Origin of the sequence: Psychrobacillus antarcticus (assembly GCF_029533155.1) — a bacterium.
In the GTDB taxonomy this organism is placed as follows: Bacteria; Bacillota; Bacilli; order Bacillales_A; family Planococcaceae; genus Psychrobacillus; species Psychrobacillus antarcticus.
Map to the genome: position 1 here is coordinate 1 of NZ_JAIZDB010000037.1, position 25,603 is coordinate 25,603.

At 35.8% G+C, this 25,603-nt stretch carries 25 protein-coding genes and 1 pseudogene; 3 read left to right on the forward strand and 23 right to left on the reverse strand.

Translation table 11 applies throughout. The features are described from left to right. Positions 1-157: 157 nt before the first annotated feature. From LDK52_RS16715 to LDK52_RS16725, 3 genes are all read right to left on the reverse strand, one after another. Positions 158-1,243 (reverse strand): hypothetical protein, encoded by a 1,086-nt coding sequence (locus LDK52_RS16715; protein ID WP_277587076.1) that lies wholly within the window; start codon positions 1,241-1,243, stop codon positions 158-160. A gap of 547 nt (positions 1,244-1,790) precedes the next feature. Further along, positions 1,791-2,738, reverse strand: coding sequence for a tyrosine-type recombinase/integrase (locus tag LDK52_RS16720; RefSeq protein WP_277587077.1), 948 nt, complete (start codon positions 2,736-2,738; stop codon positions 1,791-1,793). A 177-nt stretch (positions 2,739-2,915) separates the two neighbouring features. Continuing rightward, entirely contained in the window at positions 2,916-3,908 is a 993-nt protein-coding gene (locus tag LDK52_RS16725; protein WP_277587078.1) for a lipoate--protein ligase, read from the reverse strand. 123 nt (positions 3,909-4,031) lie between these two features. On the opposite strand from LDK52_RS16725, the gene yhfH reads away from it, so the two are divergent. Continuing rightward, positions 4,032-4,157, forward strand: coding sequence for a protein YhfH (yhfH, locus tag LDK52_RS16730; RefSeq protein WP_277587166.1), 126 nt, complete (start codon positions 4,032-4,034; stop codon positions 4,155-4,157). A gap of 125 nt (positions 4,158-4,282) precedes the next feature. On the opposite strand, the gene LDK52_RS16735 is transcribed toward yhfH, so the two are convergent. From LDK52_RS16735 to hemE, 12 genes and pseudogenes are all read right to left on the reverse strand, one after another. After that, positions 4,283-4,579 carry a putative quinol monooxygenase gene (locus tag LDK52_RS16735; protein WP_277587079.1) on the reverse strand — a complete coding sequence of 99 codons (297 nt, stop codon included), beginning with the start codon at positions 4,577-4,579 and terminating at the stop codon, positions 4,283-4,285. Between the two features lie 80 nt (positions 4,580-4,659). After that, on the reverse strand, positions 4,660-5,088 hold the full coding sequence (locus tag LDK52_RS16740) for a MarR family winged helix-turn-helix transcriptional regulator (protein ID WP_277587080.1): 429 nt from the start codon (positions 5,086-5,088) through the stop codon (positions 4,660-4,662). A 180-nt stretch (positions 5,089-5,268) separates the two neighbouring features. After that, on the reverse strand, positions 5,269-5,907 hold the full coding sequence (locus tag LDK52_RS16745; protein ID WP_277587081.1) for a nitroreductase family protein: 639 nt from the start codon (positions 5,905-5,907) through the stop codon (positions 5,269-5,271). A 327-nt stretch (positions 5,908-6,234) separates the two neighbouring features. Then, positions 6,235-6,420 (reverse strand): annotated as a pseudogene (locus tag LDK52_RS16750) (VWA domain-containing protein); the annotation flags it as partial. 38 nt (positions 6,421-6,458) lie between these two features. After that, on the reverse strand, positions 6,459-8,648 hold the full coding sequence (locus LDK52_RS16755; protein ID WP_277587082.1) for a YhgE/Pip family protein: 2,190 nt from the start codon (positions 8,646-8,648) through the stop codon (positions 6,459-6,461). Between the two features lie 67 nt (positions 8,649-8,715). Then, a complete protein-coding gene (locus tag LDK52_RS16760) occupies positions 8,716-9,285 on the reverse strand; it encodes a TetR/AcrR family transcriptional regulator (RefSeq protein ID WP_277587083.1) in 570 nt (189 codons plus the stop codon). A gap of 90 nt (positions 9,286-9,375) precedes the next feature. After that, positions 9,376-9,837 carry a FixH family protein gene (locus LDK52_RS16765; RefSeq protein ID WP_277587084.1) on the reverse strand — a complete coding sequence of 154 codons (462 nt, stop codon included), beginning with the start codon at positions 9,835-9,837 and terminating at the stop codon, positions 9,376-9,378. A gap of 5 nt (positions 9,838-9,842) precedes the next feature. Beyond that, complete coding sequence (locus tag LDK52_RS16770) at positions 9,843-11,228, reverse strand: sensor histidine kinase (protein ID WP_277587085.1); 1,386 nt, start codon at positions 11,226-11,228, stop codon at positions 9,843-9,845. Beyond that, entirely contained in the window at positions 11,225-11,899 is a 675-nt protein-coding gene (locus LDK52_RS16775) for a response regulator transcription factor (RefSeq protein ID WP_277587086.1), read from the reverse strand. Before LDK52_RS16775 ends, LDK52_RS16770 begins: the two co-directional genes overlap by 4 nt. Further along, positions 11,899-12,834: a YncE family protein gene (locus LDK52_RS16780; RefSeq protein WP_277587087.1), complete on the reverse strand. Its 936-nt coding sequence runs from the start codon at positions 12,832-12,834 to the stop codon at positions 11,899-11,901. The genes LDK52_RS16775 and LDK52_RS16780 overlap by 1 nt, the downstream gene beginning before the upstream one ends. 345 nt (positions 12,835-13,179) lie before the next feature. Continuing rightward, complete coding sequence (hemH, locus tag LDK52_RS16785) at positions 13,180-14,109, reverse strand: ferrochelatase (protein WP_277587088.1); 930 nt, start codon at positions 14,107-14,109, stop codon at positions 13,180-13,182. 15 nt (positions 14,110-14,124) lie between these two features. Next, positions 14,125-15,177 carry a uroporphyrinogen decarboxylase gene (gene hemE, locus LDK52_RS16790; RefSeq protein ID WP_277587089.1) on the reverse strand — a complete coding sequence of 351 codons (1,053 nt, stop codon included), beginning with the start codon at positions 15,175-15,177 and terminating at the stop codon, positions 14,125-14,127. A gap of 202 nt (positions 15,178-15,379) precedes the next feature. Between hemE and LDK52_RS16795 the strand changes: the two genes are divergently transcribed. After that, positions 15,380-15,874, forward strand: coding sequence for an antibiotic biosynthesis monooxygenase family protein (locus tag LDK52_RS16795; protein ID WP_277587090.1), 495 nt, complete (start codon positions 15,380-15,382; stop codon positions 15,872-15,874). Between the two features lie 857 nt (positions 15,875-16,731). On the opposite strand, the gene LDK52_RS16800 is transcribed toward LDK52_RS16795, so the two are convergent. From LDK52_RS16800 to LDK52_RS16815, 4 genes are all read right to left on the reverse strand, one after another. Then, positions 16,732-17,682, reverse strand: a complete 951-nt coding sequence (locus LDK52_RS16800) for a hypothetical protein (RefSeq protein WP_277587091.1) — start codon at positions 17,680-17,682, stop codon at positions 16,732-16,734. Further along, positions 17,675-18,199, reverse strand: coding sequence for an RNA polymerase sigma factor (locus LDK52_RS16805; RefSeq protein ID WP_277587092.1), 525 nt, complete (start codon positions 18,197-18,199; stop codon positions 17,675-17,677). Before LDK52_RS16805 ends, LDK52_RS16800 begins: the two co-directional genes overlap by 8 nt. Before the next feature lie 161 nt (positions 18,200-18,360). Beyond that, complete coding sequence (locus LDK52_RS16810) at positions 18,361-18,597, reverse strand: DUF3953 domain-containing protein (RefSeq protein ID WP_277587093.1); 237 nt, start codon at positions 18,595-18,597, stop codon at positions 18,361-18,363. Between the two features lie 205 nt (positions 18,598-18,802). Next, complete coding sequence (locus tag LDK52_RS16815; protein WP_277587094.1) at positions 18,803-19,405, reverse strand: hypothetical protein; 603 nt, start codon at positions 19,403-19,405, stop codon at positions 18,803-18,805. A 1,134-nt stretch (positions 19,406-20,539) separates the two neighbouring features. Here LDK52_RS16815 and LDK52_RS16820 point away from each other — a divergent pair. Beyond that, a complete protein-coding gene (locus LDK52_RS16820) occupies positions 20,540-20,902 on the forward strand; it encodes a VOC family protein (protein WP_277587095.1) in 363 nt (120 codons plus the stop codon). Between the two features lie 964 nt (positions 20,903-21,866). On the opposite strand, the gene LDK52_RS16825 is transcribed toward LDK52_RS16820, so the two are convergent. From LDK52_RS16825 to LDK52_RS16840, 4 genes are all read right to left on the reverse strand, one after another. Continuing rightward, entirely contained in the window at positions 21,867-22,262 is a 396-nt protein-coding gene (locus tag LDK52_RS16825) for a VOC family protein (protein ID WP_277587096.1), read from the reverse strand. Positions 22,263-22,367: 105 nt separating this feature from the next. Next, complete coding sequence (locus LDK52_RS16830) at positions 22,368-22,907, reverse strand: GNAT family N-acetyltransferase (protein WP_277587097.1); 540 nt, start codon at positions 22,905-22,907, stop codon at positions 22,368-22,370. Between the two features lie 656 nt (positions 22,908-23,563). After that, the gene (locus tag LDK52_RS16835) at positions 23,564-24,760 is read right to left on the reverse strand and encodes an ABC transporter permease (RefSeq protein ID WP_277587098.1); all 1,197 of its coding nucleotides are present in this window, start codon (positions 24,758-24,760) and stop codon (positions 23,564-23,566) included. Further along, complete coding sequence (locus LDK52_RS16840) at positions 24,744-25,493, reverse strand: ABC transporter ATP-binding protein (RefSeq protein ID WP_277587099.1); 750 nt, start codon at positions 25,491-25,493, stop codon at positions 24,744-24,746. Before LDK52_RS16840 ends, LDK52_RS16835 begins: the two co-directional genes overlap by 17 nt. Positions 25,494-25,603 lie beyond the last annotated feature (110 nt).

Here is a 25,603-nt window from a genome sequence, read left to right on the forward strand (position 1 = left end):
TCCTAACCTCCATCTGTTTTGAGTTCGCACTTTAACAGTAGAGGTTGACTTGGGTGGCTGGCAAGTCCTTTTTTATTTACATGATTTTCTCATGCAGAACTCTGTACAAATTCATTGCAAAGTTCTGTACTTTCATTATGCATTACACAGCCTAATACTAATATTCTACTGTATAATCCTTAAATCCATCTTTTGATACTCTTTTTATTTCTTCAAACATTAATTTATTTATTTGCTCTAACTCCGATTTATCCTTAATAATTAGTGACAATATCTTCAATGTGTTCATCAAATATGTACTTCTCCAAAAAGATTTAGTGATTTTATAATCATTCCTCTTCTGTCTGTTCATAGCCAATTTAATAAATTTATTAAAATATGCTTCGTCAAAATCAACTCTTTTGATGTCTTCTTTCACCTGCTTATCTATAATGGAAATATTTATCATTTCATACATGTAGTGGATATTAAATTTTTTCGACATTTGACTATCTACTTTTTTGATAATCTCTTTCATTTCATTATTTTTATGACCGCTACGATAAGATAATATAAAATGTTTATAGTCAACTCCTAATGATTCAACTAACTCCTTTTTATATTCAATAGCGTATTCATATTCATCTTTACTAACCTCTTTATGATGACCCATGATTGTTTTAAAAACATAGACAGATGACTGACTAATTCTTCCTTCCTTTTCAAGGCGATTAAAAGAATTACGCACTATAGCAATATTATGATTCTTAATAGCATTTATAAACTCACTAATGATTTCGTTGGGATTAAAAAACACCCCGCTATGTAGCTCCTTCATAGCATCAGTTAACAAATCAACTGAAACCATCTTTTGTTGTAGTAATCCAAACTCATCTCCCCACCTATTATATGTTTTAGGACCCATTACTCCATTCTTTATTAGATAGTTAAAAATATATTCTTTCATTGAATAGTCATCTACAGTTGGAACAGTACCTTTATAATTGTATTCTCTTTCGGTAACTATTTCCTTTTTATCATTAAGGATGTATTTACGCTTTTTTCCTTTCCCTTCAACTTCAACAATATCGTAAATGGTTTTTAGTTTTCGAGTAAGTGCCTCTAATGTTCTATTAGGTGACAAACACCCTCTTGTTTTCCAAACCGCTGTTTTAAATTCTGCTCCATCATAACCATGTTGAATAGTAATTTCAATTGCTTCTTCTTCTGTAAAATTCCCTTTATCCAAAAATAAATCTCTCATTATACTGCTCCTTTAGTTTTAATTTAAATGTTTCAGTAAACTCAACTGAAAATAGCCACTCAAATTTAAAAGAGCTTTTACGTAATGAAATTCTATTGTTTTGGCTTTTCATTGAAAAGAACACTTTAAAAATAAACTGTTATTCATTCAACTTCATCATCTTCAGCTCGTCGTTGTAATTCCAAGAGTGTTTTGCGAATGATTTGTTATCACTTTTTTGCGTCTGCTAAAAATCCCAGTCGTATCGTAAATATATATTCAGCCTCTTTAGTGACTGTAACTGTTCTAAGCGATATACAGATGTGGGTAAGCGCTATTCCTGTAAACCATGCCCCTGTACTTATCACAATGTTATTCAATACCAGACAGACTTGCCTTACATTGCCGTATACTGCTTCAACAAGCCTTTTTAAGCATATAGAAATAAAAAGAACCCAATCTAATGAAAGACTGGATTCTTAAAATTTACAAGTATACGTCGTGCTCATTATTCTCTATTAGTTCCACCGTTCAGGTTCATCATCCAATAAGATGTTATTTGATTCAATCAAAGGTAGTCCCTCAAGCTAGATGCTACCTCTTCCACATCTAAGTCCAAATACTGTGTAGTTATAGCCAAATTTGAATGACCTAGTGCCTTAGAGATTAAGGCGACGTTTGCACCACGTTCCAATAGATTCTTTGCATATCCACGTCTAATTGCATGAGCATTGATATTTTCCAACCCGAATTCACGAGAATACTTATGCAATTGTTTGCTGACAGTATTGTTGTTTGATTTGGATTTTAACTTTGTTCCTTGTTGCGTTATGAATAAAAAGTTATTATATTGTTTATGCTTCTTTCTTATATTATCATTTTGTTGCATTAACACTTGTAGTAATTGAATCAGATTTTCATTAATAGGCAAATGGAGTAGCTTATGATTCTTAAGAATTGAGCCATCTAATGTAAACATACGATTACCTATGTCTATATGTTTCTCTTCTATCTGCTCCAACGTATTAATACGTACACCAGTTGTATACATTGTTAAAACCGCTACAGCATCACGTAGACCAACGAATGTGTCTAAATCTAACAGGGATAATAGAATATTAATTTCATCCCTCTTAGCACCCTTTTTTACATTTTTATCAATTTTAATTTTAATGACCGTCCAAAACTTCGTTTCAATCCACCCGTTATCAAAACATTTCCCTAGTATTGACTTCAAGCTTTTCAACTTGATGAGTTTACTTGTATTAGATATGTTCATTGTATCTAGCCAGTCATATATCTTTTCCAAAGAAACGTCAGAAAGATGGGTAGCTCCTGTAACTAAACAAAAATCCTTGGTATACAGGTTGTAATCCTTTATAGTTCTTTCCCTTAACCCACTTACCTTCATCTGTCTATTGAGTATCGTAAGTGCTTTCTCAATAGTCATTCCTTGCTTCATAAATCTAGCCGTTTCTTCTATTTGTACTAAATTCCTTAAATTAACCTGTGTCATTAAAATACCTCCCAAAATATAATATTAGAAGGCAATTTTCAAACCGAATTGTACAAGGGAGATTTCCCCTTGGCTAGTCTCTTGTTAGAACTCTCATTTTCAAAAAACGTTGATATATAGGGCTTTCAACTAAGTTTAATGCTCAAGCCCAACATACGTCAGACTCCCTCCCATTTATCAATAAATTAATTGAACAAGCTCTTCTTTTGTAATACCACCGAAGTATTTTGGTACGTCTACGTTTTCTAGTGCTGCTTCAATACCTTCTTTGCTATAAGGTTTGCCGGTTAGTAGCTGTTCTACTTCCGCCATATCACCTACGCCAAAGAAGTCTCCGAAGATTTTCACTTCTTCCATCATGCCTTTGTTCACGTCTAAACGAACATCCACTCCACCAACTGGGAAGCGATGCGAATGCTTCATATTGAATTTAGGGGATTTACCGAAGTTCCAATCCCATTGTTGATAACGTTTTTCCGAAAGCTTGTGGATATTATCCCAATCCTGATCTGTCAGCTCCCAGTATTGAACATTCTCTTCTCCTTCAAAAATAGAAGCAAGAAGTTCTAAACGGAATTGTTCCACTGTCATTGGATTTTCTAACAGTTCGCTAATGTTAGTCACGCGACTACGTATCGATTTAATGCCTTTAGATTCAATTTTTTCTTTACTTACCTTTAAGGCTGATACAACAGCATCTATTTCAGCATCAAACATCAATGTTCCATGGCTAAACATACGCCCACGAGTAGAATATTGAGCATTGCCAGATATTTTTTTCCCTCCAGCCAAAATATCATTTCTGCCGGATAATTCCGCACTTACACCCATTTTTGCAAGCGCATCTATAACAGGCTGAGTGAACTTTTTAAAGTTACGGAAGCTTTCTCCATCGTCCTTTGTTAAAAAGCTATAGTTCAAGTTTCCTAAATCGTGGTACACAGCACCACCACCAGAAAGTCTGCGAACTGGGATAATCCCATTTGCTTCTACAAAGTCAGTATTTATTTCTTCCACTGTATTTTGGTTCCTCCCAATAATAATGGAAGGCTTATTTATGTAAAACAGAAGAAAAGAATCCTTTTCAACGTCCATTGTGTTTAACGCATACTCCTCTATTGCTAAGTTAATACGTGGATCTGTAATTCCTTTATTATCAATAAAATACATGTTCATCTCTCCTTTAAGATTATTTTAACAAATTTTCAGATAAGATGTTGACAAATTGAACTGTGTTATAATACAATAATAATAACAAAAAGAGTTATATAACAGATGGAGGTGGAACAATATATGTTAGAAAACGTAATTGAATTTTTCCGTAAGCTGCCCGCTAAGAAATGCGCTACATGTGGTAACACAATTGAAGAACAACATGAATGCTACGGGAACCACTGTGATAAATGCACTACACTTTAATAACGGGAATAACTACCCACTAGATCCTTCCCTTTCTAGTGGGTAGTTTTAATTGCATAAAAAATGAACACAAGCAAACACCCCAAGAATGAAATCCTTGGGGTGTTTGCTATTAAATATAAAATTTATGCTTTTACAGGTTCACCATCAAATATTTTAAGAGCCATTGGTGCAGCCATGAAAGTTTGAGCTTTTTGAACGAAAGCTGTGAAGTGTTCACTCGTATTATGTGCTTTAGTAGCTTCTACATCTTCCCAAAGTTCTACCATTGTATAATGGCAATCTTGTTCAGTAGATTTCATCAAATCGTAGCTAATGTTCCCTTTTTCGGCTCTTGTTTCTGAAAGCAATATTTTAGCTTCTTTCAAGAATGCTTGTTCCTGATCTTTTTTTACCTGTAGTTGTGCATGAATTATAATCATAGTTATCATCCTTTAAATTAGATTTATTGAATAAATACTTACTCTTAATAAGATCCTATTCAATTGATTTGTTGAAAATTTTAGTATTCACTTATATTATTTTGCATACGAGTAAGCATGTCAGATAGGGTTTCTAATTCTTCTGTTTTAAAATCATGAAGCATTTGGTCCACAAAATTAATCTTTTCTTTTTTATAACCGACAATTTGCTTGCGGCCTTCTTCTGTAAGACGAACAAATATCACCCGATTATCGTTAGGGTTTCTTCGTCTTGTCACCATACCTTTTGTCTCAAGCTGTTTTAGGTGACGAGTAATTGCAGCACTGTCTATATTAACAGCTCGTTGCAGGGTGGACTGATTGATTTCATCTGTTTCATAAAGTTGGTGTAGCAATTCATAGCGTGATGAGCTAATGCCCGTACACCGCTCAAATTTAGGACTGATTTGGTTATTAAGCCCTTTAAGCAGATATAAGATTTGTTCATGATTCGAAATTGGACAATTCATCAATTGACCTCCTAAAATAATTTATGAGGCCAATATATACGAGTGTCTACTACTTTATTGAACGCTCAATCATTGACCTGTCAATAAATATAATACAAATTTATTTAAACTTCAACCCAAGTAAGAACTGAACCAAGCCTAATTTTGATAAATCTATATATTAATACAATACCTTCTATCTTATTTCCATGTTGTCGTTTTATCGGCTGGTAAGCGATACGACTGATAACCTTCATTAGTCGCTTTACCAATAGTGATTAGCATAACTGGAACATAACGATCTTTTTCTAGACCAAATGCTTCGGCAATCTTGTCTTTCTCATAACCACCGATAGGATTTGTATCATATCCGTAAGCACGGGCCACTAACATAAGTTGCATGGAAACAAGACCTGCATCTAACATAACAATATCTTTCATTTTCTCATCGGACATATTTTCATATAGCGGTTTAAAATAATTTAACTGAGCCTCTTTAACTTCTTGAGGCATATATCCGTGTTTAACTGCTTGGCTATATATTTCTTCAGCATATTCATAATTGTTTAGATCGCCGAAAACAGCAATAACAGCTGATGAGCTCAATACTTTGTCCGTATTGAATTGAGCAAGCGTTGCAAGTTTTTCTTTTCCTTCTTCACTGTCAATGACAACAAATCTCCAAGGTTGGAAATTAAGAGAAGATGGTGCTTTTGAAGCTTGATCTATAATTTCGCTCATTTCTTCACGGCTGATTTTAACAGTAGGGTCATATACCTTAATAGAACGACGACCGTATACAATTTCATTGAAATCATTAGTTTTTTGATATTTAAGCATGTTGTAGACTCCTTTTTCTTATATTATATTGATTGACTCGTCAATCATTGATACATCAACTAATATAATATAAATCGGAGAAATTTGCAATACATAAGCTTTATAACCCAAATTAAATTAAAAAACATTGGCTTAGCCTTCAAAGAGTGCAGTGAATTAGCTAACTTTTTAAAAGAATCCTGTTATACTCCAGTCTGCCAATTTCTCTTTAAAAAGTAATTTTGTTCATAAAAACAATGCACCGCAATTGTTAGATTGTGTCTAACAATTGCGGTGCAGTTCAAGTGCACAAGGACTTTTTTAACGTATCGTTTAAATCCTTATATCCTAGCATAGTATCCCTTTTTCCTTCGCTTCTTTCAGCCACATTGGAAATTCATCCAATAATTGATTGTATAACACTTCGTCTGACACTTTCTTTAAGTCATCTAGCTGAAAGAATTTCGCATTATCAACAATTCTACCTTCCATCGTATCTAACTTTCTTAAAACATCAAATTTTGCTTTATTCAATACAAAAACCATCTCTTTTACGAGATGGTTTTAAAGGCTTAAGCTTCGACTGTTTCTTTTGAAAAACGTTTTTTGAATACTAGCATGAAATAACCAAAAGTTAAGCCAAGACTTACTACCATAAATCCTAATAATACACCATTAGTTGACCAGAAATTACTTATGCTTCCTGTTGAAATAGAAGCTTTAAAGCTTTGTACTGAATAAGTCATCGGTAAGAATTTATTAAAGATTTGTAACGGATGCGGTATTAGCTCCAATGGGAACGTACCTGCACTAGTTGTCAATTGAAGTATTAAGATAACAATGGCAACAAAGCGACCCGGGTCACCTAATACTGTTACAAGTAATTGGACAATAGCTAAGTAGGTAAAGCTAGTAATGATTGTCGATAATATGAACAAACCTACATTTTGTGTTTCTAATTTTAAAGCAAACAAAGCGATTGCAACAACTACTAAAGATTGAATAATCCCTACTACTCCTAAAACGGAGATTTTACTTACAAACCATGATACTCCGCTTGTAGGCTTAATCGCAGACTGCACGAACGGAAATACGATCGATATTAGTAATGCCCCTACAAATAATCCAAGAGATAAGAAGTATGGTGTAAATCCTGTACCATAGTTCGGAACCTCATTTACTCCTTCGACTTCCACATCTACTGGGGAAGCTACCATCTCGTAGGTTGAGTCACTAGCTGATACCTCTTTAGATTGTTCACTTGCATCCATTAAGCTGGATTGGAGTGTTTCTGTTCCTGCTGCTAATTTTTCTGTTCCCTCTGTTAATTTCGTTGAGCCAACTGCTAATTCTCCAGATTTCTCAGCTAGTGTTCCTGTTCCTGTTTTTAACTGACTTGAACCAGAAGCTAACTCATTTAGTCCGGCTACTAAACTAGCAGAACCATCATATGCTTGCTCCATACCTGTTGTTAGTTTGCCCATTTTTGAGGCTAGTGTATTAGTTCCAGTTGCTAAGCTTACTGAACCTTCTATTAATGCACTTGAGGAGCCATTCAATTTAGAAACCCCTTGTTGTGCTTGTGTATAACCTGCACTAAGCTGATTTGCTCCGCTGCTCACTTGCGCAGTGCCCGTTGATAGAGCAGCTGTACCATTCGCCAGTTTTTCTAAACCAGCCGATACTGTAGAGCTGCCGGTTTCTAATTGTTTTACTGTTTCGGTTAAAGCTGCTGCTTGTTCAGCTGGTAATGATTCTGATAACTGACTTAACTGTTGCGATAGTGCTTGAATACCTGCAGTAACCTGCGTAGAACCTTCAGATAACTGATTTGTACTACTATTAATAGTTGCACTGCTAGATTGTAATGTTGCTAAAGACTTTAGTAATTCTTTTTCTTTTTCACTTAATAATTGGTAGCTTTCGTTTAGTTTAGCTACTCCACTTGTATACGTTTGGATGCCATCTTTTAATTGGTTTGCACCTGTAGCAGTTTTGTTGACGCCGTCTGCTAATTGTTTTGACCCATCTGTAAGGGTAGATAACCCACTATTTAAGTCAGTGGAACCAGTTGCTGCTTTCTGAATACCATCCACAACTACACTAGTACCATCACGAAGTACGACAGAACTACTTGCCAATTGTTCTAAATAGCCTTTTAAATCAGATGCGCCTGAATTAATTTCTACCGCACCATCTTTCAATTCTCCTGCTCCATCCGATGCCTCAGCAAATCCGTCACCCAATTTCGTAATCGAATCAAATAACTGTTCTGCATAGGTTTCAGATACTTGTTTATTTACCTCCGCACGAATTCGGTCCATTGCTGTTTCACCAATTTGAGAGGATAGAAAGTTATATCCCTCATTTGCTTTGTAAGTAATGACCATTTTTTGAGGTTCATCATCTAATAATGTTGTTGCATGTTGGGAAAAGTTTTCGGGAATCTCGATTAGTAAATAATAATCCTCATTTTCTAAACCTTTATCCGCTTCTTCCTCTGTCACAGAAATAAACTTAAATTGTCCACTTTCCTTCAATTTGTCGGATAGGTCATCTCCCAACGTTAAAGTAGTATCGTTATACGTTGCACCCTCATCTGCATTAACTACTGCTACAGGTAGATCACTTAAATTTGCGTAGGGATCCCAAAACGCCCATAAAAACATGCCTGCGTACATAACAGGTATAAACAATACTGCTATTATGGGAAGGAGTAGCTTTCTATTTGTGAAAATATTTTTCCATTCTGATTTAATCATTAAAATTTCCTCCTAGTACTGTATGACCAATCTGTCCAAACAGTCAATTTAATCCAAAAAATAAGTCTCAAAGAATGAGACTATGAAAAATAGTATCTTGAAAAAAGTCTGTTATTTCCTTTTCTGTTAACGGTTTTTCATGTGTTAAATTCCAGTCGTTAACAAACGCCAAATATCCTTTTAGTAGTAAGTATGCTACAAGTTCACTATTTACTTGACGTACTTCTCCTGCATTTATATATTTATCAATCTTCTGTTTAATGAAGGAAACAATTGCTTGCTCAATTTGCGCCTTCACCTGTATGACTGCTGGAGTTCTCCATTCCTGTTCCTCTGCAATGATTTTAGCAAACAGTTGATGAGTGTCCCGGAATTCTAGCATTTTCATCAAAGCGGCATATGCATTTTCTTGGAAAGAAGCTTCCTTTTTAATCACTTTAGTCGCTTCCTGTTTCATCTCCGTAATTACACGTAGTACAATTTCTTGAAAAAGTACTTCTTTATTATCAAAGAAAGTATAGATTGTTCCTTTTCCTACATTGGCAATTTTAGCTATTTGCTCCATAGTTGTAGCTTTAAAGCCAAACAAGGAAAAAGATTTGGTTGCAGCTTCTAATATTTCCTGCCTACGATCCATTCAATTCACTCCAATCGAAAGAAATGACTAGAAAACCATTACGGTCATCTAGTCATTATAATACACCCATCTTATTTATTTGGCAAGTATTTATTTGTGATCCATATGACTCATTGAATCATCACTTTCATCCGGCAATACTGTACTCATATCTGGTTCTCCAACAATCAGTTTCTGCTTCGGCATAACATGGAGTCCTCTTGCATTCGTATGGGCAAACATATAATAAACACCATCATGATCGAATGAATAATTTGCTTCATACACGCCATCTTCCGTTAAATTCCCTTCTACCATATGACCTTCGTCACGCAGACCGGATTCCCACACCTCAAATTCCACGGTAGCATCATCCACTGCTTCGTCTGATTGTGTTACTTTTGCAGATAATACAACGTCATCTACAGATTGTGTTTCAGCCGTTTGGATGTCTACTACTACCTCTTCAAGTGTTCCTTCGTTGTTGCTTGTTGATGTCCCAGTTGCTTCTTTCTCTCCACAACCTGCTAGTGTCATCATTGCGATTACAAGAACTGCTAATGCCTTTTTCATAAAAATCATTCCTCCCAAATTGGTAATGTTATATAAGCAGTTGTTCCTCTTTCTACTTCACTTGTAAATTTTAGCTTTCCATTTTGCATTTCAATAAGTTGAGAAGCGATGGATAATCCAAGCCCAGTTCCTCCGTCTATACGACTTCGGGCCTTATTCACACGATAAAATCTTTCGGTAATATGTGCTAAATGCTCGGGTGCAATTCCACAGCCTTCATCTTTAATAGAAATAGTTGTTTCTTTTTTGGCTAGCTCATTTCCTATAGTGATAATGGAAGAAACAGACGAATAGTGAATAGCGTTTTCTAAAATATTGATCAATATTTGTTTGGTCATCTGCTCATTTGCTTTTATAATTGTTCCTTCATCTATTGTAACAGTAAACAAGACTTGCTTCTTGTCTGCCAATTTTTTTACGAGTTGCAGTACCTCACGGATAACCTCCGATAATACTAATGGTGATATATCAACTTCTGAGTGCTGTTCAGAGCGTGCTAATGTAAGCAAATCATTTGTCAGTTTTTGCATTCGATTGGCCTCTTGCACAATAAGTGTGTAGATCTCTTTTTTCTTTTCCTCCGGTACGAGTTCTTGTTCAAATGCTTCTCCGTATCCTTTTATATAACTAATCGGCGTACGTAGCTCGTGAGAAACAATAGATAAGAAATCTCTTTTTTTCTCGTCCTCTTCTTGTATAGACGTTGCCATTTGGTTAAAGGTTTTTGCGAGTTCTCCGATTTCATCGGAGGATCTTATATCTACTCGCGTTTCATAATTCCCAGTTGCCATTTCATTGGCTGCTCCTTTAAGCTTATCTAACGGAACGAGAACCTTTTGCACTGTCTTTAAACTGATCCATCCCATTAAGAGAAGTAAAAGTGATACCGTTATCAATAAAAAAATGACATCCTTTGAAGCCATTTCCGTTATCTTCGTTAGTGGTACATATACGTAAATAATGCCTTCCAGTCTATTTTCATCAACTAAAGGATAAATAACGGATACAACTTCTCGGTTAAATCTCTTTTCATAACCTCTTTTAATAACTGCATCACCTTCAATAAGCTGAGCACGCTCCTCAGGTCCGATCAGTGACTCATAGTCTATCTCGAATGGTAGGCAGGCACTTAGTTCTTTCGGATTTCGAACTGTAAAAACCTCTACGTCAGAAAAACGATTGAAATCTTCTGTTTGTTTGATGAACTCATTTGTAACGGCTCCACCCTTATATGTACTTTGTAAGTTTTCGGCAACCTCCGTCATCGAAGTTGCCGTATCCTCGACATATAGCTCTTCATATAAAAAATTAGTGAATATGACCAGGAAGACAATCGTAATAGCAATGAATAAGAGAAGCAACATCCAAATTTTTACCGAAAGCTTTTTCATTCCATTACCTCAAAGCGATATCCTATTCCCCAAACGGTCTCAATATATTTCCCAGCTTGTTCTCCTAGCTTTAAGCGCAGTGTTTTAATATGCGTATCAACGGTACGGGTCCCACCTTCATAATCTATACCCCAAATTCTTTCTAGTAACTGTTCTCTGGAAAATGCTTTTCCTTCATTATTTATAAATATATGAAGTAGCTCATATTCCTTTAAAGTCAGTTGAATTTTTTCATTGTTAACCAAAGTTTGTCTACCTACTAAATCATGTTCAATAATTCCTACTCTATGATTTTCATTCGAAGAATTAATGCCAACTCTACGAAATATAGCATCTATACGTGCTATTAATTCGATAGTTGTGAACGGTTTAATGACATAGTCGTCCCCCCCAAGTTTTAATCCTTTAACTAAATCTGTTTTTGCATCCAAGGCTGTTAGAAAGATAATCGGTATCGGAGAAAACGTACGTATTTCCCTACAAACCTCAAATCCACTCATGCCAGGCATCATCACATCTAGTAGGATTAAATCCACTTCGGAGGATTGTACTAGTTCAATTGCATCTTCTCCATTATCCGCATGGAGTACATGATGACCCGCCTGATGTAAATGAAGTTCAACTAACTTACGCATTTCTATTTCATCATCCACGACTAATACAGTAGTCATCATTCAACCTCCCTTACGATTAACTGGAATGGACCTTTCCCGACCTGCAGTTTTTTAGTAATTTCATCCGATTGTATAAAATATAATTGATGATCATCATAACCAGCGAGTACCATACTATCACCAAAGGAACTTATCCAAAACGGATTTGCTCCTGCTTTTATAGAGTTTAAAACTTCACCTGATTCTGATATTTCATATACTGTACTACTTCCATGACTCACGGTGAAAATATGCCCATTTGCTGCTCTAGCCATATTAATAGGCATTATCGGAACTTCAATCTCACCTATAAGCTCACCATTTTTTATATTAATTCTTTTAATAGAGCGATTGGGACTACTTCCTGCACCGTGACCGCCAAGCCACAGTTCATTGTCCTGTATGATTAATCCATGAGAAGATGTAGGAATCGCCCACTCATCCCTCTGTTCCAAGTCCAGAGATAATACAGATAGGAATTCATCCTTAAAATTGACGACAAACAAATGATTGCCATCAGAAGTCATCGCCATTGGATAATTTCCAGTAGAATGAGTCTGCAGTTTCTTCCCGTTTGTATTATAGCTGGAAACTGTATTATCTAATGCATTTGCCATATAGATTTTTTCTTCATATACGTACGAGTTGGTTGTACCTTCACCTACGTCAATCGAAGCTACCTGTTTGCCTGTAGACAGTTTAATGAGCACTGCTTTTTCAACGGTATACCCGTAAACTAGAAGTAAATCATCTGTCACTAAAGTAAACCCAGTATAGGTCTCTTCAAGCTCCCACGACTCTATTATTTCAGCCTCATTTGAAACAAAATCGACGCTTCTGCCTAATGTATTCAAACTAGCAACAAAATCAGTATCCGAGGGGATGGCTGGAAAGCTTGACTCTGAACAACCCCCTATAAAACAAAGTACCAAGAGAATATATAATTTCTTCACCTATCCACCCCATTTCTTTCATTATAACGAGAACCTGTGAAAAAAGTTTGAAATAGATTTCATTTTTGGAGTTTCACCCAATGAGGTCCGTGTTTCACAAAAAGTCAATATAGATCCAGAAGGAAAACCACAAACATAAAGAAGCCCCCTCCTTTATTTAATTACTACTTACTATTTCTCTTTACTTCCACTAGTATAAAAGGAAATCTATTTGCTTCTTCCTGGCTCGGCCTCGTCCGCGGAAAGCGTCCAACTTTAACGGAAATCAGCAGTATCGATTAATAGTGGTCTTTTAAAAAAATGCCCTAAACATCCGTGAGATGTTTAGGGCATTTAACTTAACTCTTATTTCAAGTGTTTCAAAACGACATCTGCCATTGCATCGATAAATTGAGGTTGTGCATTTGGCATTTCGGGACGCACATATGTTGCTCCGATATCGTCGCATACTACTTTACATTCATAATCATTATCGTAAAGAACTTCTAAATGCTCTGCTACGAATCCTACTGGAGTGTAAACAAATGTAGTATATCCTTTTTGTTCATGTAATTCACGAGTTAAATCTTGTACGTCTGGACCAATCCAAGGCTCAGGAGTTTGTCCAGCACTTTGCCAGCCTACTGCGTAATTTTTCACACCTGCTGCTTGTGCGACTAAATCCGCTGTTTCTTGCAATTGGTCTGGATATGGATCGCCTAATTCTTTAATTTTCTCTGGTAAGGAATGAGCAGAAACGATTAAACATGCTTTTTCACGTTGCTCTTCAGTCATTGCTGTGAACGCTTCACTTACTTTATCACTCCAATATTGGATGAATTTTGGTTCATCATACCAACTTTCAACAGAAGTAATCTTCAGGTTACCAAGTTTTTCTGCTTCCTCTTTAATACGGCCATTATATGATTTAATAGAGAATGTTGAGAAATGCGGTGCTAAAACCATCGATACTGCTTCTGTTATGCCATCTTTATGCATTTCTGAAACAGCATCCTCTAAGAAAGGCTCGATATGCTTTAAACCAATATATAGCTTGAATTCAATTTCATCTTGTAATTCATTTAAACGGTTACACAATCCTTTTGCTTGGCTTTCCGTGATTTTAGCAAGTGGGGAAATCCCACCAATTGCTTCATAACGACCAGTAAGATCCGCTAGTTGCTCATCACTTGGTTTACGGCCACGTCTAATATGGGTATAGTATCGTTCAATATCCGCTTCTGAATATGGAGTTCCATAAGCCATTACTAATAAACCCATTGTTTTTTTCATCATGCTCACCTCAAAAGTTTAATTTGATTTTGCTGCGATTAGTTCTTTACTATAATCATGTACAAAGGAAGTTAAACGCTTCAATGTATCTGGGTCTACCTCTGGGAACACACCATGTCCTAGGTTAAAAATATGTCCAGGTTGTGCTACACCTTGCTCTACAATAATTTTCGCACGTTTTTCAATCTCTTCCCAGCCGCCAAGTAGATAAGATGGATCTAAATTCCCCATCAATGGCTTCGTTAGTCCTTTTGCACGAGCTTCTTCTATAGATAAACGCCAGTCAATCCCAACCACATCTACAGGAAGATCATGCCATTCCATTGCTAAGTGGCTAGCACCAACACCGAATGTAATAAGCGGCACGCCTGTTTCACGAAGCTCCGTGAAAATACGTGTCATTACCGGTTTGATGAAGATACGGTAATCCGCTACATTTAATGCTCCAACCCACGAATCAAATATTTGAATAGCTTTTGCACCAGCTTTTACCTGTGCTTTGATGTATACAATAATCATATCCGCAAGCTTGTCCATTAGTGCAAACCAAGCTTGAGGTTCGGATACCATAAATGCTTTCGTTTTGTTGTAGCTTTTAGAAGGGCCCCCTTCTATCATATAACTAGCCAAAGTAAATGGTGCCCCCGCAAAGCCGATTAAGGGTACATTGAGCTGCTCTGTCGTTAATAGTTTTATCGTGTCCAAAACAAATGGCACATCGTCTTCTGGCGATAATTCGCCTAAGTTAGCCACATCTTGTACTGTTCGAATTGGATTGGAAATAACAGGACCCACTCCTGATTTAATCTTCACATCAACCCCAATACCAACAAGCGGTGTAACGATATCCTTATATAGGATGGCTGCATCGACGTTATAATTTTCTACTGGTAAACGTGTAACGTATGCACATAATTCGGGTTCTTGTGTAATTTGTTCTAAAGAGTATTTTTCTTTTATTTTTCTATATTCTGGTTGTGATCTTCCAGCTTGCCTCATAAACCAAACTGGTGTGTGGTCAACTTGCTCTCCACGGGCCGCACGAAGAAGTGTATCGTTAAATTTAGTCATTAAAGGTACCTGCCTCTCATTATATAAACGTTCTGTTTTTTCTTTACGTTACAACTATAGACGTTCTTTTTTCTAAAGTATAGCCAAACAGTGTATTTGTCATAAATTTGTCCGTATTACTTATAAGATACTTGTGTATTATGTTTTTAAAGACTGTATTGTGGGAAAGATATAATATAAGAGAAAAAGGGAGGTGTTTTTCATGAATTTATATATGACATCCGGAACACCGGAATTTATGGAATCTATAAAAAAGAAATACCCTAACGATGGATTATTTCTATTACATGGAACCGGAAATTCAGTCCTAATACACGAGTCTACCAATAAAACAGTTTTTCAAGTACCTAGGAAATATGAAATTTTAGAATCAGCAGGACAATTTTCAAATAATGGTTACTTCGTTTTACAGCATATCCCCATGTCAGATGAAGGAAAATCCATTTTCGAGCACAAATACACAAACCTAACTCCTACTGCGCAAAGTGAACCAGGATTTATCGCATTACGAGTACTTAAACCGATTAAATCCGATACCTATATTATTTTGTCGGAATGGTCTGGTCCAAGTAGCTACGAGGTGTGGGAAAAATCGGTCAACTTAGATTTCAGTTTGGTTGCTGATAAACAAAACCTATTTACAAGTGCACCATATATTTCTACCTATCAATCCATAAAAGAAGAGGAAGATTTTTAATAACGGGTTCCGTTACCTATCGCAAACATTAAAATGTAAGTTAAAATGACTATTAAATTGCATAGCAATTTGTAGTCGTTTTTTTATTGATATAAAGCGACTTTCGTACGTTTAAAGTTTGAATTTGCAGGGTAAATTTTGCCCTAAACTATTAGCTAACAACAGCTGGTGTATGGTTATTTTAATGTGCTTATTTGTATGCAAATTGTTAGACGAAGAATTATGAAATATGAAACCTTTCTCTTGATTTTATAAAGTATTCCGAATACTTGTATTAAAATAAATACAGTGATTGTGAAAGTGTTTACTGTGCGAAAAGTTTCCTTATAAGTGCCAAAGTACGAAATAGGAGAATTGCTAAAACGCAATAATAACTGATTAATTGAAACTCGGAATGAAAGCCGTCATGTTGGGCTGAAACGAGTTATCTGATACTCCTACATGCATGAAATAGTAGTAGCCTGAATATCACGAAAGCATTTTATCTCCAGGCGATGTATTATCGAAAGAGATATATTACGTCTTCCAGATGCAGATGAACCAAATAATATCAGTGTAACAAATTAAAACAAAAAAACGCCTTTATGGCGTTTTTTTAAAAAAATTTGTTGACGAAATATTTTTGCGAGTTATTTACTCATAAAAAAAGCTATTCTACGAGTAACGGGATCCGTTACCTATACCAAACTTAGAATTTACACACAAAAATACTAATGAAAATGAATAACTAATTGCACCGCAATTGCGGTGATTTTTATATATAAAAAATAAAAAGCCCAGTTCATTGAACTGAGCTATACCTTGTATTTATTTTGAACGCTTATTGAACTAAAACAGCCATTTGTTTATTATTATTTTCACTTAAGTTGGCTCCACATTTTTGAAAACACGCCCTCATTCATTTCAAAATACACACCCATAAATCCATAATAGATATACCCATCTTTGAGAAGAGTGAGTCTAACCCTTGAACCGTCATTTAAGTTAATAGTTAGTTCCCTGAAGTCCTCGTTGTTTCGAGAATTACTTATTGGGTCTGAGTTTTGTTCACGAAGAAGAGGCTTTACCTTTTTCAGTTCTTCTAGAAAGGTATTCAATACTACCATATCTGAAAGAGGCTTATAATTTTCAATTTCGTTATCCCAATCACTGAAGATTCTCCACTGTGCAGAGGATACATTACCAACCATATTTAATTTACTAAACACATCCTCACCACTACTTATTGTTAATCCGTTAAGATTTTCATAAAACTCTGCGTATTGCTTACTATCCTGTTCTTCGTAAGTCATTATCCTAAAGTCTTTATCGTAGCCTTTTACAGAATAAACATCTATTTTTCCAATTGTAGAAGCAAACTCTTCATCATAGGCTTCTTGCTTACTCCATTCATCAATTGTTCCTTTAGTAGTTCCGAGTTTATCGCCTATAATAGCTTTTGCATCTTCTGCATCTATCTCCGTCCTTGTTTGGGTATAAATTTTCCCGTTATATATAATTAAGCCAATCATATCTGCACTTGAAGTGTCTTCGGGTAATTGAATAGCTGGGATTTCCACACTTCCATCTTTATTAACAACGAGTACATCTTGATTGCCTGTTATACCATCTGGGGTAACGTTATTAAATAAGGTGAATGCTCCAACAGACACAAGTAAAGTAGCTGCAATACCGATTCCTTTTACATTAAATCTTTTTCTATCGTTTTTCATTTCTTGCTTTACTTGAGAAACACCCATTTCACTTCTTTCACTCAGTTCTTTTGGTATTTCAATTTTATTCATTTCTTGTTTAATCCTATTACTCATATAAATCATCTCCTTTCAAATTTTTACGGAGTTTGTCTAAAGCTCTATATAAAATTGTTTTTGTAGTACCTAATGGAATATCCAATGTTTCTGATATCTCTTTGAAAGTTAGGTCTTCGTAAAATCTTAAAATAACAACACTCTTTTCTCCTTCATTTAATTGTTCGATTAAATCACGAACCGTAATTTCTAAAATTATATCTTCTTCGTTTACATCATCCGATAAATTTCCCTCGAGTTCCGGCTTTAATTGAACCACTTTTGTCTGTTTTCGAACTAAGTCTAGTGAACAGTTAACCGCTATTCTAATTAACCAAGTTTTAAAATATTTAGGTTCTTTTAGATTTTTTATTGTTTTGAATGAACGATATGCTGTTTCTTGAACCACATCAAGTGCATCGCTTTGATTTTTCACATACACAAAAGCCATTCTATAAATATCTTGTTCATATTTCTGAAATAATGCCAAAAACGCTTTATCGTCACCTTTTTGAGCTTTCTTTACTAAATTTAGCAATCAATAACCACCTCCTTATTCCCTTTCACCTATTAGACGGATAATTTATTCTTTTGGCTTTAGTTTTTTTATTTTTTCTAAAAAAATATATGTCATCTCCACAAAACTGCTTCTTTAGTTCAATAAAAAAGGCTTTACTTCTTTTTGAAGTAAAGAACCCGTTAGTGAAAAACATTAAAAGTATCGATGAAAACAAAAAGGATGATAGCAGATACAAGAAAAGATATTACTGCAGTTGTCTTTCGTTTTTCTTTTAGTTCAGATATCCCTGCAACCAATGCCATTGCACCAAAGAAAAACATTATATAGGGCATTACCTGGTTATCACCAGTTATGAGTGAGTACACAGATAAACTGAATACAATTCCCCCAAAAATAGCCATCAAAATTTTCAACAAATAATACCACCGCCTCTGGTTGTTACTTCTCCATATATATTCGAAGTTCCTTTCACCAAATGCTGCGTTAGGTCAATAAGAAAAAGGCTTTACTCCTTCTTGAAGTAAAGCACGACGTTAGTTTAATAAGAACAGAGACGCTTATTCAACAATCGCACCCGATTGTTGAAGTTCCCACTCAATTTATGACAACAGGCTATAATTCTCATTTGAACACATCAAAAACTTTACTTTCACCATCTTCATACGGGCAATTAACAATTTGTAGGTATTTCATTTCCCAGTATGAGGAGCGTAAATATATAAATGAATTATCCAATTCTACAATATTGTGACTCGTATCATATTGTAAATCGTCGTATTGCTCATGATAACCAGGTACTTCAATGGTTTTAGGACTATACAAATTTGATGGTTGTTGAGTAGTTTTTTTGATTACTCTAGTACTAATATCGTATTGATGAGTATATATAAATTCATTAGACGACATAGACATATCATCATTTCCAATAAAGATTGTTGTACCATCTTGCGATACAGATGCCATCATCATTGTGATGCCATATGACTTAATATGCTCATATGAAATTCGATTAGTAACTATTAAATCTTGGATATTATATACGAATACTCCAAATGTCCCCTGCATAACCACTATGTTGTTATCGGCATATAAAAGTTGGGGCATTTCGGCACCAATATTCATTTGTTCAATGTCAGACATGTCTACCGCTAATTCTTCACCCTCAGGTAAGGTAACTTTTTCATTACCAGGATCCTTTGCAGCATGCTCTGTTTCTGGACCCACAATTGGACCTTTTAGAAAAGATAAGCTTAATATGAGAAAAATAATTGCAGCAGAAGCCAAAACTGTCCAATATACGGGATTAAACTTTCTCGATTTTTGATAAAATTTGAGATGTCGGGCGAGTCATCGCCAAATACACAAATTAAGGTATTATATCACAAGTTTACCATAATTGACAAGTGGGAAGGTATTTGCTTTCCAGAAAAAATTATCACTATAAACGATTCCTTATTGAACTAACCGTTAGTAATAGGTAAGCATTTGAAGTTATCTCCAGCTTTTCCCCTGCTCCACACGGAACGTGACAGTTTCCCGTCATTCCGCGTTCCTTCTAGCGATGGTTTTAGTCATTATAAGTTTCAAGTTACTCTTCCTCGAAGAGCTTGCACTATGGCATCATTTTGCTATGAAATGATGTTCCCACGTTCTTACCCGACCGGTGCAATGCACAGCTGAAAAATAATTATTACCTATCGCTAGACTTGGGGCTGTTCCTCCACCTTGATTATAGAGGTTTCACTGGTCGTACCCCTACAAATGCATTTTGCCATAAGGCTTATAGCAACCGTTTCGGGTGACAGCCCTTGAATCAACGTTCCTTACTTTCCAAGTACCTTACAACGTAGCTATACATGCTAAACGTAGGTGCTTCCTTTAAGCATGTGAACTGGATACCGCCATTGTTCGGTATAGTGTATTTCAGAGGGTGCATTTTTACTTTACACCATTCACCCCATCGTAGGATGGTACACAAGTTTCCTCCTGTTCTAACTTTAGACCCCTACCTTCGGAAGTTCGTCCGTTCCTTTATGTAGGAACTATTCTCACCATATTTAGTTTTTCAGCCATGCGGTCTGTGCTTCACACCCCATGACCAGTCAATCAGGACGCATGCAGGAGTATTGATGGGATAGTTTCAGGAAACATGGCCCCATCATTCCTATCCTCCGTTGTAAAGTTAAAATTTTTTTTAATAAATCTCCTGTATTTTCACGCCAGAAGGCGCTTATAACAGAACTTGTCGCGCGCATCCGTTAGTTGAATAAGAAAATTAAGTGAAAATTTTATTTTTAGAAGGAAGATTGTTATAGAGTGTAGAATATATATAATAATACCAAAAATAGGGGGACTAATATGAAAAGTGAAGTTTGTGTTATAAGTATTTACGTGCCAAATTTAAACAAAGCAATCGACTTTTATACTAATATTTTAGGTTTTGAAATAAACGAACAGTATGGCCCTAAGATTGTGTCACTTGTACACGGAGAGTTACCACTTGTTTTAGAAGAGAAGGATAATGCAACCTATAATCAAGATATTTCAGGAGTTGTATTAGGATTGCAAACCGAAGATATTTATGAAAAAGTTAAATTCTTAAAAGAGAAAGAAGTGAATTTTATTATAGACGAACCAACTAATTGTCCTCCAGGAAAATATATTAGTTTTAGAGACCCCTTCGGAAATATTTTAGAATACCTCCAATTTGAAAATTTATAACAAGTATAGAAAATCCAACATAATTGTTGGATTTTTTTTGTCTTCTTCAACTAACCGTTAGTAATAGGTAAGCGTTTGAAGTTATCTCTAGCTTTTCCCCTACTCCGCACGGAACGTGACAGTTTCCCTTCATTCCGCGTTCCATCTAGCGATGGTTTTAGTCATTATAAGTTTCAAGTTACTCTTCCTCGAAGAGCTTGCACTATGGCATCATTTTGCTATGAAATGATGTTCCCACGTTCTTACCCGACCGGTGCAATGCACAGCTGAAAAATAATTATTACCTATCGCTAGACTTGGGGCTGTTCCTCCACCTTGATTATAGAGGTTTCACTGGTCGTACCCCTACAAATGCATTTTGCCATAAAGCTTTATAGCAACCGTTTCGGGTGACAGCCCTTGAATCAACGTTCCTTACTTTCCAAGTACCTTACAACGTAGCTATACATGCTAAACGTAGGTGCTTCCTTTAAGCCTGTGAACTGGATACCGCCATTGTTCGGTATAGTGTATTTCAGAGGGTGCATTTTAACTTTACACCATTCACCCCATCGTAGGATGGTACACAAGTTTCCTCGTGTTCTAACTTTAGACCCGTACCTTAGGAAGTTCGTCAGTTCCTTTATGTAAGAACTATTCTCACCATATCTAGTTTTTCAGCCATGCGGTCTATCCTTCGGCATACCTTTTCCACAAGGATGGCTTCAGCCTAGTTCAACCGAATCTACCTGTGCTTCACACCCCATGACCAGTCAATCAGGACGCATGCAGGAGTATTGATGGGATAGTTTCAGGAAACTTGGCTCCATCATTCCTATCCTCCGTTGTAAAGTTAAAATTTATTTTAATAAATCTCCTGTATTTTCACGCCAGAAGGTGCTTATAACAGAACTTGTCTCGCGCACCCGTTAGTTTAATAAGAACAGCGACGCTAATTGAACAATCGTGCCCGATTGTTCAACAGTTAAGGTGCTACAAGTTCCACTTTTATTCTGTCTGGATCCTCAAAGTAAACAGCGTAATGGTCAGCTCCTCCAACGAATGGATTCTGCTTTGTATAAAGTATGGTAACTCCTTTATTTATTAATTTCTTAGTCATTTCATCAACTTGTTGGCGTGAATCAGCATGAAATGCTAAATGATTTAAACCTACTCGACATCTATGATATTGGACATCCATAAATCTTTCTTCTGCTTGAACAAAAACGATATAGGTATCCTCTATCTTCCAACTTTGTCCACTTTCCCATTCTTGAAAGGAACTGTATCCCAATTCTTCAAGAAACCACCCCCAAAAATCAATTGACCTTTTTATATCAGAAACATATATCTCAATGTGGTGAAGCAATCCCTTTGACAAGAAATAGCCCTCCTTTCTTTACTCAATCAAATAACCCGATAGGTGAACACAAGTTGAACAAGAAAAACTATCCTGCAGCAATCTTCTTTTATTGGACTCTTGCTGCTAATTCGCGTCGGCAGCCATGCTGAAGTATTTATCTGATGTCAAACTATATTTGTTTACCAAACCTTGTTCTTTCCATTCAATTTGCCCATCGTATTGCATATCGATTTTTTGTAAAATTCTTTCGGATGCAATATTCTTGGGATTTACCGCAGAAACAAGTATTTTAAGTTTCAGTGTCTCAAAGGCATATGGTAAAGTAGCCATTGCTGCTTCTTGCCCAAAACCCTTTCCCCACGCACTTCGATTATATCCGTAACATATTTCAGTACCGTTCAGTAACTCACAATACTTAAATCCACAATATCCAATATACATCCCTGTTGATTTCTCAATGACGGAAAAGAACTTACTATCACTCAATTCAAACCTATCGCACACCTTTTTACGAATAGCTAATGTTTCATCGTAACTTAATTTAATAACGCCACCTGTATATTTCTTTGCCTCTGGGTCGTTATTCATCTCCCAATACTCGTCAAAATCCTCTATACTTGGAGGTCTTATTATTAATCTCGCTGTTTCTATTTCCAATTTCATTTCACCCCCAAAAATATTAATAATCTTTATCATTATAAACTAGGAACTATTCTCACCCATATTTAGTTTTTCAGTCATGCGGTCTATCCTTCGGCATACCTTCTCCATAAGAATGGCTTCAGCCTAGTTCAACCGAATCTACCTGTGTTTCACATCCCATGACCAGTCAATCGCGACGCATGCAGGAGTATTGATGGGATAGTTTCAGGAAACATGGCTCCGTCATTCCTATCCTCCGATGTAAAGTTGAAATTTTTTTATATAAATCTCCTGTATTTTCATGCCAGAAGGTGCTTATAACAGAATTTGTCGCGCGCACCCGTTAGCTAAATAAGAATTATCTATTTATTTTGCATAAGAAAAATTTTAAGGGGTTATTGTTTTCTTCTTCTACCCCTTCATCTTCTTCACAAATCTCTTCAACTGGAAAGCCATCGTGATAAGGAAGAGAAGGTACTTAAACTATCGGGTGCGTTAGTTTTATTAGCGTTGAAAATAAATACAAGTTATAGCCCAGTTCAATGAACTAGGCTTTTATACAAAAAGCACCGCAATGCGGTGCAATTAGCTATACATTTTTATTTGCATTATTGTGTGTAAATTCTATTTTTGCGATAGGTAACGGAACCCGTTAGCTTTTTAAGCTTCCTCTTTTTTTATATTTTACTTACACGAAGTGTCAGTTCTGAAATAACTAACATCACAACTGGAATAAGCATTAACTCCATGTTGAAATCTGCTTGTACTATAATGACGATCAAAACTAAAATTGCTTGTTTTAGTTGGATAATCCTTATCAATTTATCCACTGCCTTTTTTCTCGTTCCTTCATTAATAGGAAACAATAAGTCCATTCGGAATTCATCTCCCGAAGTTAGGGACTGACGCAGCTGAATGACTGTAGCAAATGAAAGTGCACTAGTAAAGATGATCGCAACAATTGGAAACGGGATGAAAATAGCTCCACCGATTGCGAGGGTAGTTAGGCGAACCCACAAATAAAAGTAATCATTCGTACGGATAAACGTACGTAAAACTAAATAGAATTGTGTGTGCTTTTGCTCGTACGGTGCAAGTTTGTAAACCATATCAAGCCATCTTCTTCGCTTCGTCATACCCTGTATATGTGGAACATCCGTAAAATAATTTGCAAAACGATAAAAACGCATCATACGAGCCTGTTCTACTTCAATAAAATGATCAAAAGGAAAAGGGACTTCTGCTTTTTTCTTCTTCCATGCTATTAAATACAGTACTTGAATAATAATGACTGCAAGTAAAAATAGATAGTTACCACTTAGTAAGAAATATAAACCTGCAAACAATAATATCATTCGCATAAAGTAATCTACCCAAACATCTTTACCATTGGATGCCCAACGATATTGGAACTCCGTTTGTATACTCCAATACTTCCATATAAGGATTGCACCGAGAAAAGTCAAAATTTCCCCCTTGGTAGAACCTGTTATTCTTGTTAACAGTGGTATCGATACAACTAGCGCTGCTAACGGGACAATAATGGAAGAAAAGAATGTCCATGTAAGGGCGTGTTTTAAATATTCACCTAGTTTTGTTTCTAATGGAAGAAAGTAAACACTATCTGCTTTTTTCATTAGCGTAACCGGCGTACTTAACGCTATTAATATACTCACAATGAAGGCAACAACTAAATAGGCGGGAAAATCCTTTGGAGCTGTATTTAACCATTCACTATACGTATATCCTGCTGCACCTATTACGAATACTATGACTATTGCAATATGCCCAGAAAATATATACTTTAAGTATTTTTGCAATTCGTTTATATAAAATACAAACCGTTTACTCCATACATCACTCAAATTGTTCATTTTGCTGTTCCTTTGTCATTTCGATATAAAGATCATCTAAAGTTGCATTTGGCATTTGGAAGGCTGCTCGCAAATCATCCATTGTCCCTTGTGCACGAATTTTCCCATTATGCAATAGAAGGATACGATCACAGTATTTCTCTGCTGTCGTCAATATATGAGTGGACATTAATACGGATGCTCCCTCATCTTTTCTTGATTTCATCTGATCAAGTAATGATTGGATACCTAAAGGATCCAGTCCTACAAATGGTTCATCGATAATGAATAGTGCTGGATTCACTAAAAATGCACACATAATCATTACTTTTTGTCTCATTCCTTTAGAAAAATGAGCCGGAAACCAATTTAACCTTTTTTCCATACGAAATTCTTTTAATAGCGCTTCTTTTCTCGCTTCAAATACAGATTCATCTAGATTGTAGGCCATAGCTGTTAGCTGCAGATGTTCTTTTAAAGTTAACTCATCATAGAGCACAGGCGTTTCAGGTATATAGGAAAAGGATGTACGATATTGTGCTGGATCCTCTTTTAACGTTTTACCATTAATTAGGATTTCGCCCTTCAGTGCATTCATTGTCCCAATAATATGTTTGATGGTTGTACTTTTACCAGCACCATTCAACCCGATTAACCCTACTAGTTCTCCCTTTTCAATCGAAAAGTTTAAATCATGCAATACTGGTTTTCTAGTATAGCCTCCTGTTACATCTTTTACTTCTAATACAGTCATTTTTCGCACCTCACTTCTTATTCATAAGTTTACCAAAATAGTTTCAAAAAATCCTCTATCATACCACGCCTGTCCTATTATATGTTAAACTTTTCATAACGATGAATATG

Bases quoted from the DNA above. Each gene is read 5' to 3' on its own strand.
- LDK52_RS16775 (WP_277587086.1), bottom strand. From the start codon at position 11,899: ATGACTACTGTATTAGTCGTGGATGATGAAATAGAAATGCGTAAGTTA.
- yhfH (WP_277587166.1), top strand. From the start codon at position 4,032: ATGTTAGAAAACGTAATTGAATTTTTCCGTAAGCTGCCCGCTAAGAAA.
- LDK52_RS16735 (WP_277587079.1), bottom strand. From the start codon at position 4,579: ATGATTATAATTCATGCACAACTACAGGTAAAAAAAGATCAGGAACAA.
- LDK52_RS16745 (WP_277587081.1), bottom strand. From the start codon at position 5,907: ATGCTTAAATATCAAAAAACTAATGATTTCAATGAAATTGTATACGGT.
- LDK52_RS16830 (WP_277587097.1), bottom strand. From the start codon at position 22,907: ATGAAATTGGAAATAGAAACAGCGAGATTAATAATAAGACCTCCAAGT.
- LDK52_RS16715 (WP_277587076.1), bottom strand. From the start codon at position 1,243: ATGAGAGATTTATTTTTGGATAAAGGGAATTTTACAGAAGAAGAAGCA.
- hemH (WP_277587088.1), bottom strand. From the start codon at position 14,109: ATGATGAAAAAAACAATGGGTTTATTAGTAATGGCTTATGGAACTCCA.
- LDK52_RS16770 (WP_277587085.1), bottom strand. From the start codon at position 11,228: ATGAAAAAGCTTTCGGTAAAAATTTGGATGTTGCTTCTCTTATTCATT.
- LDK52_RS16800 (WP_277587091.1), bottom strand. From the start codon at position 17,682: ATGAGTAATAGGATTAAACAAGAAATGAATAAAATTGAAATACCAAAA.
- LDK52_RS16765 (WP_277587084.1), bottom strand. From the start codon at position 9,837: ATGAAAAAGGCATTAGCAGTTCTTGTAATCGCAATGATGACACTAGCA.
- LDK52_RS16835 (WP_277587098.1), bottom strand. From the start codon at position 24,760: ATGAACAATTTGAGTGATGTATGGAGTAAACGGTTTGTATTTTATATA.
- LDK52_RS16720 (WP_277587077.1), bottom strand. From the start codon at position 2,738: ATGACACAGGTTAATTTAAGGAATTTAGTACAAATAGAAGAAACGGCT.
- LDK52_RS16725 (WP_277587078.1), bottom strand. From the start codon at position 3,908: ATGTATTTTATTGATAATAAAGGAATTACAGATCCACGTATTAACTTA.
- LDK52_RS16820 (WP_277587095.1), top strand. From the start codon at position 20,540: ATGAAAAGTGAAGTTTGTGTTATAAGTATTTACGTGCCAAATTTAAAC.
- LDK52_RS16755 (WP_277587082.1), bottom strand. From the start codon at position 8,648: ATGATTAAATCAGAATGGAAAAATATTTTCACAAATAGAAAGCTACTC.
- LDK52_RS16840 (WP_277587099.1), bottom strand. From the start codon at position 25,493: ATGACTGTATTAGAAGTAAAAGATGTAACAGGAGGCTATACTAGAAAA.
- LDK52_RS16740 (WP_277587080.1), bottom strand. From the start codon at position 5,088: ATGAATTGTCCAATTTCGAATCATGAACAAATCTTATATCTGCTTAAA.
- hemE (WP_277587089.1), bottom strand. From the start codon at position 15,177: ATGACTAAATTTAACGATACACTTCTTCGTGCGGCCCGTGGAGAGCAA.
- LDK52_RS16760 (WP_277587083.1), bottom strand. From the start codon at position 9,285: ATGGATCGTAGGCAGGAAATATTAGAAGCTGCAACCAAATCTTTTTCC.
- LDK52_RS16795 (WP_277587090.1), top strand. From the start codon at position 15,380: ATGAATTTATATATGACATCCGGAACACCGGAATTTATGGAATCTATA.